The organism is Sphingopyxis sp. YR583, assembly GCF_900108295.1.
Lineage (GTDB): Bacteria > Pseudomonadota > Alphaproteobacteria > Sphingomonadales > Sphingomonadaceae > Sphingopyxis.
The window spans coordinates 1,271,145-1,283,026 of the sequence record NZ_FNWK01000001.1; the positions used below are offsets into that span (position 1 = coordinate 1,271,145).

Consider the following 11,882-nt stretch of genomic DNA (forward strand, 5'->3'; position numbering starts at 1 on the left):
GGGGGCACTCCCTGCAACAGGGAGGATAATATGCGTTCGAGTCTGCGTTTCGTTTCCGTGGCGACCGTCGCCGCGATCCTCGCCGCCGTTCCCGGCTCGGCGCAAAAGACCACCGGCCCCAAGGAACGTTACGAGATGGACGTCGCGACGATGTCGGGCTTTGCCGCGATGGCGGGCGGCGGCAAGGGCGGGCTCGGCGGCGCGATGGGGATGATGTTCGGCGGCGACCCGTCGAGCAAGGTCGCTCACCAATTGCTGCTGCGCCTCGGCTCGAACGATGCCGCCACCGCACCGCCGCCGAAGGGCGACCATTTCTTCCTGCCGCAGGCCAAGATGGGCAAATCGGTCCCGCTTTTCTGGGAGGAAGGCAAGGAAACGCCCGGAACGGAAACCTTCGAACGCCCGAAGGGCCGCCTGCTCCTCTATTGGGGCTGCGGCGCCAAGGCGGGGCCCGGCCAGCCGGTGGTCATCGATTTCGCCAAGGTCGCCGCGGGGCAGGTCCCGCCCAACCTTTTCTCGAGCGCGGTCCCGGTGATCCGCGAAGTGAGCAAGGCGAACAGCCGCTCCTATATCGACTGGCCGAACAAGAAGGGCGGCCGGCAGCCCGGATCGGGATCGTCGCTGCTCGGCGCGCACCGCGTTGCGAGCAATATCGGACCCGACATCAACTTCACCCTCGCACAGGATTATATGCAGGGGCTCAGCGCCTCGACCGCGATCCAGGGCGACCAGTCGGTGATGGTCCGCTGGAATGCGGTGCCGAACGCGACGGGCTATGTCGCATGGACGATCGGCGGCATGGGCAATGGCAGCGGCAAGAATGATATGGGCGACATCGTGTGGTGGACCAGCAGCGCGTCGAAAGAATTCGGTGGCGGCCTGTGGGACTGGCTGCCGCCATCGGTCGTCGCGAACCTCATCACCAAGAAAATCGTGATGCCGCCGAGCCAGACGAGCTGCCAGATTCCGGCCGAGGTCAAGAAGGCGTCGGGCGAGATGCTGATGGGCAACCTTAACGCCTTCGGCCCCGAAGCCAATTTCTCCTATCCGCCGAAGCCCGCGGGCAATGCGGTGTGGAACATCGACTGGACCGCAAAGGTCCGCTTCCGTTCGCACACGATGCTGCTGGTCGGTGCCGATTTCGGCGGTATGGGCGGGTCGTCGACTGGCGGCAGCACCCCGGCCGAACCCGCGAAGAAAAAGAAATGCAAAGGCCCGCTCGGCATCCCGCTTCCCGACGGGGCGTGCTGAATCAGCGGCGAGTCAGCCCCTGTTCACCCGCGCGCGCCTATGGGGGCCGCGGGTAGGGGATGATGAAGACAGGAGTCGAAACCATGCGTCACCTCATCCCGACGCTTTTTGTCGCCGCAGCGCTTGCCGCTGCTCCCGCCACCGCCCGCGAAAAGCTGGCGCCCGAGGATCAACTCGCCAAGCTGCTCGAAGGCCGCGTCGCCGGCAAGCCGCAGGACTGCATCCCGCTTTCAACGACGCGCAGTTCGCAGATCATCGACAAGACGGCGATCGTCTATCGAGTCGGCAGCACATTGTGGGTCAATCGCCCCAAGGGCGGAGCCGAATCGCTCGACGACGACGATATCCTCGTCCTCAAGACCTCGGGAAGCCAGCTGTGCAGCATCGACACGCTCGAACTGCACGACCGCACGAGCCATATGTATAGCGGCTTCGTATCGCTAGGCGAATTCGTGCCCTATCGCCGTGCGAAGGGTGAATGAGTCCGCAACGCTGACAGCTATATTGTCTCCCGGCGAAGGTCGGATCTCCACCTGGTGACGGATCGCCACGTGGAGATTCCGGCCCTCGCCGGGACGATTCTTCAGGAAACCGATGATCTTGGCCGAGAATGAAAATCCGCCTCCCGCCGACTGGGCGCAGCAATTGCTCGCATTCTGGTTCGATGCGCACGACATGGATGACTGGTATGGCGGCGGCGCTGAATTCGACGACGCAGTCCGTGCGTTGGCGGAAGGATGGTATGAGGCGCTGCGATCGCAGCCGGCCGAGGCATTCCTGACCGACCCCGACACCGCGCTTGCTGCGACGATCCTGTTCGATCAGGTGCCGCGCAACATCTATCGCGGCCACGCCGACGCCTTTGCGACCGACGATCTGGCGCGCGCGATCGCGCACGGCATCGTCGCGCACGGCTGGCACGAAAACTGGTCCGACGCACGGCGCCAGTTCGCCTGTCTGCCCTTCCAGCACAGCGAAAATATGGACGACCAGCGCGAATCGCTACGCCTTTTCGCGCAATTCGACGATCCGATGTTCCAGGATTATGCCCGGAAGCATTTCGACGTCGTCGATCGCTTCGGCCGCTTTCCGCATCGCAACGAAGCGCTGGGCCGTGCAACGCGGCCCGATGAGGAAGCTGCGATAGAAGAGGGCAAGAATTGGTGATAGGCACCGCGCGATACGGAGGACAGCCATGGCCGAATTCACCGAAACGCTGAACGACAAGCATATCGCGTTCATCGAGAAGCAGCCGGTCTATTTCACCGCAACCGCCGCCGCCGATGCGCGGATCAACCTGTCCCCCAAGGGTTATACCGACAGCTTCAAGATTCTGTCCGATACGCAGGTCGCCTATCTCGATCTCGGCGGATCGGGCAACGAAACTCACGCGCATCTCGCCGCGGACGGGCGCATCACGATCATGTTCTGCGCCTTTGACCGCACCGCGCTGATCCTGCGTATCTATGGCCGCGGCCGTCCCGTGCTGCCGCAGGATGCCGAATGGGACGGGCTCGCCGCCAATTTCACGCTGATCCCGGGCACGCGCCAGATATTCGTGATCGACATCGAGAGCGTGCAGACGAGCTGCGGCTGGGGCGTCCCGATGATGGAACTCCAGCACGAACGCGACACGCTGCAGAAATATCACCGCCAGGCCGACCGCGACCTGTGGGTCGAAAAATTCAAGGGCCGCACGAAAAGCATCGACGGCCTGCCAACGCGCCCGACCGACCGCTTCATCGCGGGCGACGCCTGATGCCATTGGTCGAACTGACACGCCTTCCTAATGGCGCCGAGGCCGAGCTGTTGCGCGGCCGCCTCGAAAGCGCGGGCGTTCATGCGGTCTGCTTCGACGCGGGCATGAATATCGCCGAAAGCGTGGGATTGCTCATTCCCGTCCGCATCATGGTGCTCGACGAGGATCTGGCCGAGGCGCAGGCCCTGATTGTCGAATTCGAAGCTGGCGGGAACGGAAACGCGGCCTGAGCGCTTGAAAAGCACGTTATGATCAAGGTCGCCAGTTACAATATCCGCAAGGGCATCGGGCTCGACCGGCGCCGTGACCCCGGGCGGGTGCTGTCGGTGCTGCGCGAAGTCGACGCCGATATTGTCGCACTGCAGGAGGCCGACCGCCGCTTCGGCACGCGGGCAAGCGCGATCCCGCCGCACATGTTCGAAGAGCATAGCGACTATGTGCCCGTCGACCTGCTCAGCGGGCGCCCCTATGCGATCGGCTGGCACGGCAATGCGCTACTCGTGCGCAAGGGTGCCGAGGTCGAGGAAAGCCACGCGCTCCATTTGCCGACGCTCGAACCCCGCGGCGCGGTCGCGGCAACGATCCGTATCGGCGACACGCGTCTCCGCGTCGTGGGCATGCATCTCGACATTTCGGGGCTACGCCGCCGCCAGCAGGCGCGCGCTATTCTCCATCATGTGTCCGAAGGCGAGGACCTGCCGACGATCCTGATGGGCGACTGCAACGAATGGCGGGCAACGGGCGGCTGCCTCGCCGATTTCGGCGCGCAGCACCGGCTCGTCGACACCGGACACAGTTTTCACAGCCGCCGCCCGGTCGCCAAGCTCGACCGCATCTTTGCGACCCCCGACCTCGAACCGGTCGACGCCGGGGTTCACCGCAGCGCGCTTGCGGCACGCGCATCGGACCATCTCCCGATCTGGGCCCGGTTCAAGGCGGCCCGCGATCCTGCCTAAAATTTAGGCAAAGGCCTGCCTCACCTGCTTAGCGAACGAACGATTGTTCGCTGCCCTGCCACCAAACCGTCACAAAATGTCAACTTTCGCGCGCCCTGCGTAATCTGGCACGCCCGTTGCAGTGCAACATGGTGCCATTAGCAAAAGGGGGCGTCATGAAGCTGATCCTGGCCATTATCAAACCATTCAAGCTCGACGAGGTGCGCGAGGCGCTCACCGGACTCGGCATCGCCGGCATGACCGTGACCGAGGTCAAAGGCTTCGGCCGGCAAAAGGGGCAGACCGAAATCTATCGCGGTGCCGAATATGCCACCAACATGGTTCCGAAGGTGAAGATCGAACTCGTCTGCGACGACGCGCTCGCACCGCGGGTCGTTGAAACGCTGCAGCAGACGGCCGGCACCGGTTCGATCGGCGACGGCAAGATTTTCGTGCTCGACGTGGGTCAGGCCGTGCGCATCCGCACCGGCGAGACCGGCGAGGCGGCTCTGTAATGACGAAGGGGGAAAATATGACGTTCGCAAACAAATTTGCGGCCGGCGCCGGGGCCGTTGGCCTTTCGCTGTTCGCCGCGCTGCCCGCCTGGGCGCAGGAAGCCGCCGCCGCGGCCCCCGAAGCCGTCGTCGACAAGGGCGATACCGCCTGGATGATGACCTCGACCGTCCTCGTGCTGCTGATGATCCTGCCGGGCCTCGCGCTCTTCTACGGCGGCCTCACGCGCACCAAGAACATGCTGTCGACGATGACGCAGATCGGCGCTGCCGCCTGTCTCGCGATGCTGATCTGGGTGATCTACGGCTATGGTCTCGCTTTCGGTCCCGAAGGCAACGCCTTCATCGCGTGGGGCAAATTCTTCCTCGCCGGCGTCACGCCCGACAGTCTCGCCGACACGTTCAGCGACGGCTTCAAGCTGCCCGAATATGTGTTCATCAGCTTCCAGATGACCTTTGCCGCGATCACCCTCGCGCTCGTCCTCGGCTCGGTCGTTGAGCGCATGAAGTTCGCGGCGGTGATGGTGTTCGGCGCTGTCTGGCTGACCATCGTCTATTTCCCGATCGCGCACATGGTGTGGGCGGCCGGCGGCCTCTTCTTCGAAATGGGCGCGCTCGATTTCGCCGGCGGTACCGTCGTCCACATCAACGCAGGCGTCTCGGCGCTCGTTGCGGCGATGATCCTGGGCAAGCGCATCGGGTACCAGAAGGAAATCATGGCGCCGCACTCGCTGACCCTCACCATGGTCGGCACCGGCATGCTGTGGGTGGGCTGGTTCGGCTTCAACGCCGGCTCGGCGCTCGAAGCCAATGGCTCGGCCGCGCTCGCGATGATCAATACGCTCGTCGCCACCGCGTCCGCCGGCCTGTTCTGGATGCTCGCCGAAAAGCTCGCAGGCCACAAGCCTTCGGCGCTCGGCTTCTGTTCGGGCATCATCGCCGGCCTCGTCGCGGTGACTCCCGCTGCGGGCAATTCGGGACCGTTCGGTGCCATCGTCCTCGGCGCGGTTGCATCGCTGATCGCTTTCTACGCGGTGACCGTCCTCAAGCCCAAGCTCGGCTATGACGACTCGCTCGACGCCTTCGGCATCCACGGCGTCGGCGGCATCGTCGGCGCGATCGGCACCGGCATCGTCTATGCCCCCAGCCTCGGCGGCCCCGGCCCCGAAGACTTCGCCATGGGTCCGCAGCTCGTGACCCAGATCTCGGCCGTCGCCGCGACGATTGTCTGGGCCAGCATCGGCACCGTGATCGCCATCTATGTCGCCAAGCTCCTCACCGGCCTCCGCGTTTCGGAAGAGGTCGAACGCGAAGGCCTCGACCTCGGCGAGCATGGCGAGCGCGCCTACAACTACTGATCAACGAGACAGGATACCCGCCGCCGTTCGCTCTCTCTCCTTTCAAACGGCGACGGCGGGATCCTACCGAGGTTCCTCCTGCGAACCACTGGCCGGGGCTTGTCCCCGGCCTTTTTTTGTTTGTGACCACACAGCCACGGGCCCGGCGCTCATCCCCGGCTTTTCTTAAAATTTCGGCGGTAACGGCTACGCGCGCCGCCTCCGTAAGGCCGCTTTTTACGCCCTGAAATGCTGCACAAATTTTGTGCAGCATTGCCGCAATTTTGCCCTTTCCAACATGACATTAATATGGCATTCATTGCGTCAACAGTTTCAGGAGGGGAGAGCCTGAAAGGCTGGGCCGGGACGCAAGTCCCGGCCCTCTTTTTTTGTGCGCAACACAGATACCGCAGAAAAACGACGGTTTTCCGCGACTTGTGCACGTCTGGCGCAGCATCGAAAAGGCACGCCCGCTGTCGCCACCCTGCAAAATCGAATCGCTGTCGACGAGTCTGTCTTCGGCTTCCAAGGGCATAGACCGATCGGCCGATTTCGACGTCGGCACGGCTCCAATGCGACACCATTTTGCCGCATTTACCCAGCCGATAAGGTGCGTGCCGCCATAGGCGAGCAACGGCTTCGGTGCGGCCGGCAGCCGTTCCCGATCTCCGCGTCGGCCACGCCGGGTTGGCAAGGACGGAGCATTTTGCGCCCGGATTCGACCGGCTTGACTTTAGCCCGCCAGAGCCGCCTTCACGAAATCCGCCGCGCGCTCGCCGATCATGATGCTCGGCGCGTTGGTGTTGCCCGACACCAGCCGCGGCATGACGCTCGCATCGGCAACCCACAGCCCGTCTATGCCGCCCAGCCTCAGCGTCGGATCAACAACCGCATCGGCATCGCTTCCCATCCGGCACGTGCCGACGGGATGATAGACGGTATCGGCGCGGGCGCGGATCAACGCATCGAGCGCCCCATCATCGTCGATATTCACCGGATGCCGGTCGACCCCGGCATAGTCCGAAAGCGGCGGCGCAGCAGCGATGCGATGCATCATCCGAACGCCCGCACGCAGGGTCGCCATATCGCGCTCGTCGGTCAGGAAACCCGGGTCGATCACGGGCGCCGCCGCGGCATCGTCCGACGCCAGCCGAACCGTCCCGCGGCTTTCGGGCCGAAGCACACAGGCGTGGCACGAAAAGCCGTGGCCCTTCACCTTGGTGCGCCCGTGATCCTCCAGCATCGCGGGGACGAAATGATACTGGATGTCGGGCGCGGGCAGGTCGGGGTGCGATTTCCAAAAGCCCCCCGCCTCGGCGAAACAGGTCGTCATGATCCCGGTACGCCGGGTGCGGTGCTCGAAAACCGCCTTCGCCATTCGCCATGTCCCGCCCAAGCTGTCACCGAACGGCTCGGTCGAGCGCGTCTCCCAGCTCGACACATAATCGATATGGTCCTGCAGATTGTCGCCGACCCCGGCACGATCGAGCGCCACGTCGATCCCCTTGTCCTTCAGATGCGCGCCGGGCCCGATCCCGGACAGCATCAGTATCTGCGGACTGTTGAACGCACCCGCCGACAGGATCACGCCGCCCCGCGCGTGCAGCGTCTCGCGCCGTGAACCGCGACGGATCACCACGCCGGTCGCGCGCGCGTTTTCGACGATGATCTTCTCGACCAGCGCATCGGTACGCACCGCAAAATTGCCATGCTCGCGCAGCGGTTCGACATAGGCGCGCGCCGCCGACCAACGCTCGCCGTCCTTCTGCGTCACCTGATAGAGGCCGAAACCCTCTTGGCTCGCCCCGTTGAAATCCGCCGTGCGCGGCAATTGCAGCGACGCCGCGCTTTCGATGAAGCGCCGGCTCGTCACATTGGGCCAGCGCTGGTCCATGACATTGAGCGGCCCCCCGGCGCCGTGAAATTCGTCGCCGCCGCGCTCGTTGCCCTCGCTGCGCTTGAAAAAGGGCAGCACGTCGGCATAGCTCCACCCCGTGGCGCCGAGCGCAGCCCATTGGTCGTAGTCGAAGGCATGGCCGCGGATATAAACCATCGCGTTGATCGCGCTCGACCCGCCCAGCCCGCGCCCGCGCGGCTGGTATCCGGTACGGCCGTTCAGCCCCCTTTGCGGCACCGTCTCGTAACGATAGTTCGACGCGTCGGGGATGAAGGGCATGAAGCCCGGTGTCTTCACGCGCATGGTGTCGTTGCGCCCGCCCGCTTCGACGAGGCACACCGACCGCTTGCCATCCTCGGCAAGCCGCCCCGCCGCAGCGCTCCCCGCGCTGCCCCCGCCGATAACGATGATGTCGAACTGATCCATGTTTGCGACTCTCCCTCGCGCCGCCTGCTGGCGGTCACCCGGATGCTTACATGAATGTCATTAGCGGGAGAGGCAAGCTGCTAGATCAGGCAGCTTCACTCCGCCGGTTCCTCCACCGGCCGCCCCGCCGCCCAGCGTTCCTTGATCATCGCACTTGTTTGGCGGCTGCCGTCGTGGCTCCAGCCGGGTTCGCGCCACATATAGTCGAGTTTGTGCTTCCACGGCGCGGCCCACACATCTTTCGCGATCCCGACCCATTCATGGACCGCGGCCCACAATATGTTGAAGCTGCCTAGCTGCTTGACGATGCCATAGCGCACCGGCTCGTCGTCGCGTTCGGGAACGAAACTGCCGAACATCTTGTCCCAGATGATGAAGACGCCGGCATAATTGGCATCGAGATAGCGCGGGTTCACGCCATGATGGACGCGGTGGTGCGACGGGGTGTTCATCACCGCCTCGAACCAGCGTGGCAGCCGCTTGATCGCTTCGGTATGGATCCAGAACTGGTAGATCAGGTTCAGCCCCGCGCAGAAAAAGACCATCGCGGGCGGAAAGCCGATCAGGAACAAGGGCAGGCGGAACAGGAAGGTCAGGCTGAAAAAGCCCGTCCATGTCTGCCGAAGCGCGGTCGACAGATTATAATGCTGCGAGCTGTGATGGATGACATGGCTCGCCCAGAACCAGCGCACGCGGTGTGCGCTGCGATGAAAGGCATAATAAGCCAGATCGTCGAGGAAGAAGCAGAGTATCCACGCCCACCACCAGCTCTGGAATTCGATCCCGATGTCGAACAGGCGGTATTGGTACACCAACACCGACATGCCGACGACCGCCGCGCCAACGAGCGCGCCCGCGACCTGGCTGACCGTGCCGAGCATCAGCGAAGTCAGCGTATCGCGCGCCTCATAACGGCTTTTGTCGCGCCGCAGTGAAAAGATCATCTCGGCGAGAAGCAACAGGATGAAGGCGGGAACGGCATAGGTTACCGGATCCGGCAGCTTATCCACGGTTGAACTCGCGCATTCGAGACGCCCACATCCCCGCATCCTTCCCCAATTGCAACGTCACCGCGCCGAATGTCCTCTCCGGCGTCGTCAATGTCAGGAAATCCTTGTCGAGCCGCCCGATGACGCTGGCGTCCACCGGCCGCGCAGCAAAGAAATTGCCATGCGCACGCACCAGCATCATCCGCCCCTCGGCATTGCGCACGAGCGCGGCGAATCCTGCGCGATCGCGCGCAACTTCGGTGCCGCGAAACCCCGCCTCGGCCTCTTCGGCCAGCCGGATCGCATGCTCGGCATCGGCAATCCGCGGATCGGCGCCGAGTCCGATCTTGCGGACCAGCCAGGCAACGAAAAGGACCGCGACCAGCGATGCACCCAGCTGGATCAGCTCGGCCTGATTCATTTTTCCCCCGCGAGCGCATCCAGCATCGGCCGCAGCCCGGTCAGGTCATAACCCGCCTTTGCCGCGGCTTCGACAATGCCATCGACATCGTCGCCCGCGCGCGCGCGAGTCAGCGCCCAGAGGTGCGTCGAGCGCGTACCCGACCGGCAATAGGCGAGGATCGGCCCCGTTGCATCGGTCAGCAATTTATCCAGCGCGTCGATCTGCGCATGGCTGAAACCGGCATGACCGATCGGGATTGCGGCGTAAGCAAGCCCTTCGGCCGCGGCGGCATGCGCAATATCGCCGCCCTGCGGCGCCGACGGCTCCTCGCCATCGGGGCGGTTGTTGATCAGCATCGCAAAGCCTGCGGCCTTCGCCTCCGCGACATCCTCGATGCTGATTTGCGGGGCGACGCTGAAGTCGGCGGACAGGGGTCTGAAATCGCTCATGGCGCCGATCTACTCCCGCCGGATAGTTGCTGACAAGCATGAAGGTGCCGGCTCGATGGGAACGTCTGCTTGGAGGGGGAAGCGGAGGATCAAAACTGGCGGATCACGCCCAGGAACGCGTCGCCCCACGCGTCGAGCTTCTTGCCGCCGACTCCCGGGATGTCCGCCAGCGCGCTCCGCGTTGCCGGACGCTCGCTCGCCATCGCGCGGAGCACCGCGTCATGGAAGATGACATAGGGCGGCACACCAGCCTCGGCGGCGAGTTCGCGCCGCATCACGCGCAAGGCGTCGAACAAGGGGTCGCCGACCGGATTGGGTGTGGCGCTCGCCCCGCCGCGCCCAGCCCTTTGCGTCCGCTTCACTGGCGGTTCGGCCATCAGCACCGCGGTCTCGCCCTTCATCATCGCGCGCGCTGCGGGGCCGAGCATCAGCCCGCCATGCTCGGTGGTGTCGAGCGCCTCGCGCGCCATCAGGCTACGCACCAGCGGCTTGATCAGCCGCGCCTCCTCACCCGCGACGATCCCGAACACCGACAATTTGTCATGCCCGCGGCTCGCGATCCGTCCGTCGCTCCGCCCGCACAAGACCGCCTCGATATGCCCGGCACCAAAGCTCTGCCCGGTACGATAGACCGCCGAGAGCAATTTCTGGGCGAGCACCGTCGCATCGACCTGGGCGGCAGGCTCAAGGCAATTGTCGCAATTGCCGCAGCGTTCGGGCGGGTTCTCGCCAAAGTGCCGCAGCAGCAGCGCGCGGCGACACTCGACCGTCTCGACCAGCGCCGCGAGCGCATTGAGGCGCACCCGCTCGCCCGCGACGCGTGCCTCGGGCAGCTCCGAAAGTCGCATCCGCGCGCGCGCGAAATCGTCGGCGCCCCACAGCATCATCGCCTCGGCCGGATCGCCGTCGCGCCCGGCGCGGCCGGTTTCCTGATAATAGCTCTCGATCGATTTCGGCAGCCCGGCGTGCGCGACAAAGCGCACATCGGGCTTGTCGATCCCCATCCCAAAGGCGACCGTCGCGGTGACGATGCCATCCTCCGATGCGACAAAATCATGCTGCACGCGCGCGCGGAGTTCGGGATCGAGCCCGGCATGATAGGCGGCAACGCTCCGCCCCGTCGCCGCCGCGATCTGCTCGGCGAGCCGCTCGGTGCCGTTGCGCGTCGGCGCATAGACAATCCCCGGCCCCGGATTGGCGGCGATGAAATCGACGAGTTGCTTCGCCGGGCTGACCCGCGGGCGGATCGCATAGCGAATGTTCGGCCGGTCGAAGCCGGCAAGGATCAACCCGTCGACCGGAATCCCGAGCTGGACGAGGATATCCTCGCGCGTGTGCTTGTCGGCGGTCGCGGTGAGCGCAAGCCTCGGCACCGCCGGAAACGCATCGAGCAGTGGGCGCAACAAGCGGTAGTCCGGGCGGAAGTCATGCCCCCATTCGGACACGCAATGCGCTTCGTCGATCGCGAACAGCGCGGGCGTCTGCGCTTCGAGCAAATTCCGGAACCCCTCGCCCGTCGCACGCTCGGGCGCGACGTAAAGCAGGTCGAGCTGTCCGTCGCGATATGCCTGCCGTGTGTCGGCCCAGTCGGCATCGACGCTGGTCAGGCTCGCGGCGCGGATCCCCGCAGCGCGCGCGCCGCGGAGCTGATCGTGCATCAATGCGATCAGCGGCGACACGACGACGACGCAGCCGTTCAGTGCGACCGCGGGCAACTGGTACGTCAGCGACTTGCCCGCCCCGGTCGGCATCACCGCAAGCGTCCGCGCACCCGCCATCACGCGATCGACGACCTCGCCCTGACGCCCGCGAAAGGCATCGAAACCGAAGGTGGACTTGAGGAGCGGGAGAAGCGCGTCGGCAGACATTGTCGAAGGGCGATAGGGCGGATGATGAGGAGAGGGAAGCCCCGGACTCCTCCGGT

General features: G+C 64.7%; 13 protein-coding genes. 8 read left to right on the top strand and 5 right to left on the bottom strand.

Annotated elements, in window-relative coordinates; all coding sequences use genetic code 11:
• Positions 1–30: 30 nt before the first annotated feature.
• The 8 genes from BLW56_RS05855 (at position 31) to BLW56_RS05890 (ending at position 5,815) form a co-directional block, all read left to right on the top strand.
• Complete coding sequence (locus BLW56_RS05855) at positions 31–1,251, top strand: hypothetical protein (protein ID WP_093509662.1); 1,221 nt, start codon at positions 31–33, stop codon at positions 1,249–1,251.
• A gap of 83 nt (positions 1,252–1,334) precedes the next feature.
• Entirely contained in the window at positions 1,335–1,733 is a 399-nt protein-coding gene (locus tag BLW56_RS05860) for a hypothetical protein (RefSeq protein ID WP_093510813.1), read from the top strand.
• A 118-nt stretch (positions 1,734–1,851) separates the two neighbouring features.
• Positions 1,852–2,418, top strand: coding sequence for a DUF924 family protein (locus tag BLW56_RS05865; RefSeq protein ID WP_256203319.1), 567 nt, complete (start codon positions 1,852–1,854; stop codon positions 2,416–2,418).
• Positions 2,419–2,446: 28 nt separating this feature from the next.
• Positions 2,447–3,010: a pyridoxamine 5'-phosphate oxidase family protein gene (locus BLW56_RS05870; RefSeq protein WP_093509664.1), complete on the top strand. Its 564-nt coding sequence runs from the start codon at positions 2,447–2,449 to the stop codon at positions 3,008–3,010.
• Positions 3,010–3,240, top strand: coding sequence for a putative signal transducing protein (locus tag BLW56_RS05875; RefSeq protein ID WP_093509665.1), 231 nt, complete (start codon positions 3,010–3,012; stop codon positions 3,238–3,240). Before BLW56_RS05870 ends, BLW56_RS05875 begins: the two co-directional genes overlap by 1 nt.
• An 18-nt stretch (positions 3,241–3,258) precedes the next feature.
• Complete coding sequence (locus BLW56_RS05880) at positions 3,259–3,966, top strand: endonuclease/exonuclease/phosphatase family protein (protein ID WP_093509666.1); 708 nt, start codon at positions 3,259–3,261, stop codon at positions 3,964–3,966.
• Between the two features lie 155 nt (positions 3,967–4,121).
• Positions 4,122–4,460: a P-II family nitrogen regulator gene (locus tag BLW56_RS05885; protein WP_037513494.1), complete on the top strand. Its 339-nt coding sequence runs from the start codon at positions 4,122–4,124 to the stop codon at positions 4,458–4,460.
• Positions 4,461–4,477: 17 nt separating this feature from the next.
• The gene (locus BLW56_RS05890; RefSeq protein ID WP_093510814.1) at positions 4,478–5,815 is read left to right on the top strand and encodes an ammonium transporter; all 1,338 of its coding nucleotides are present in this window, start codon (positions 4,478–4,480) and stop codon (positions 5,813–5,815) included.
• 712 nt (positions 5,816–6,527) lie between these two features.
• Here the strand turns inward: BLW56_RS05890 and BLW56_RS05895 are convergent.
• From BLW56_RS05895 to recQ, 5 genes are all read right to left on the bottom strand, one after another.
• Positions 6,528–8,117 carry a GMC family oxidoreductase gene (locus BLW56_RS05895; protein ID WP_093509667.1) on the bottom strand — a complete coding sequence of 530 codons (1,590 nt, stop codon included), beginning with the start codon at positions 8,115–8,117 and terminating at the stop codon, positions 6,528–6,530.
• A 95-nt stretch (positions 8,118–8,212) separates the two neighbouring features.
• Positions 8,213–9,127: a sterol desaturase family protein gene (locus BLW56_RS05900; protein ID WP_093509668.1), complete on the bottom strand. Its 915-nt coding sequence runs from the start codon at positions 9,125–9,127 to the stop codon at positions 8,213–8,215.
• Positions 9,120–9,527, bottom strand: coding sequence for a hypothetical protein (locus BLW56_RS05905; RefSeq protein WP_093509669.1), 408 nt, complete (start codon positions 9,525–9,527; stop codon positions 9,120–9,122). Before BLW56_RS05905 ends, BLW56_RS05900 begins: the two co-directional genes overlap by 8 nt.
• Positions 9,524–9,958, bottom strand: coding sequence for a TIGR01244 family sulfur transferase (locus BLW56_RS05910; RefSeq protein WP_093509670.1), 435 nt, complete (start codon positions 9,956–9,958; stop codon positions 9,524–9,526). Before BLW56_RS05910 ends, BLW56_RS05905 begins: the two co-directional genes overlap by 4 nt.
• Before the next feature lie 89 nt (positions 9,959–10,047).
• A complete protein-coding gene (recQ, locus tag BLW56_RS05915; protein WP_093509671.1) occupies positions 10,048–11,826 on the bottom strand; it encodes a DNA helicase RecQ in 1,779 nt (592 codons plus the stop codon).
• Positions 11,827–11,882: the final 56 nt, after the last annotated feature.

What these genes read in the sequence shown, in the direction of transcription:
- BLW56_RS05895 (WP_093509667.1), bottom strand. Translation starts at nt 8,117, where the DNA reads ATGGATCAGTTCGACATCATCGTTATCGGCGGGGGCAGCGCGGGGAGC.
- BLW56_RS05910 (WP_093509670.1), bottom strand. Translation starts at nt 9,958, where the DNA reads ATGAGCGATTTCAGACCCCTGTCCGCCGACTTCAGCGTCGCCCCGCAA.
- recQ (WP_093509671.1), bottom strand. Translation starts at nt 11,826, where the DNA reads ATGTCTGCCGACGCGCTTCTCCCGCTCCTCAAGTCCACCTTCGGTTTC.
- BLW56_RS05890 (WP_093510814.1), top strand. Translation starts at nt 4,478, where the DNA reads ATGACGTTCGCAAACAAATTTGCGGCCGGCGCCGGGGCCGTTGGCCTT.
- BLW56_RS05855 (WP_093509662.1), top strand. Translation starts at nt 31, where the DNA reads ATGCGTTCGAGTCTGCGTTTCGTTTCCGTGGCGACCGTCGCCGCGATC.
- BLW56_RS05860 (WP_093510813.1), top strand. Translation starts at nt 1,335, where the DNA reads ATGCGTCACCTCATCCCGACGCTTTTTGTCGCCGCAGCGCTTGCCGCT.
- BLW56_RS05875 (WP_093509665.1), top strand. Translation starts at nt 3,010, where the DNA reads ATGCCATTGGTCGAACTGACACGCCTTCCTAATGGCGCCGAGGCCGAG.
- BLW56_RS05870 (WP_093509664.1), top strand. Translation starts at nt 2,447, where the DNA reads ATGGCCGAATTCACCGAAACGCTGAACGACAAGCATATCGCGTTCATC.
- BLW56_RS05880 (WP_093509666.1), top strand. Translation starts at nt 3,259, where the DNA reads ATGATCAAGGTCGCCAGTTACAATATCCGCAAGGGCATCGGGCTCGAC.
- BLW56_RS05885 (WP_037513494.1), top strand. Translation starts at nt 4,122, where the DNA reads ATGAAGCTGATCCTGGCCATTATCAAACCATTCAAGCTCGACGAGGTG.
- BLW56_RS05905 (WP_093509669.1), bottom strand. Translation starts at nt 9,527, where the DNA reads ATGAATCAGGCCGAGCTGATCCAGCTGGGTGCATCGCTGGTCGCGGTC.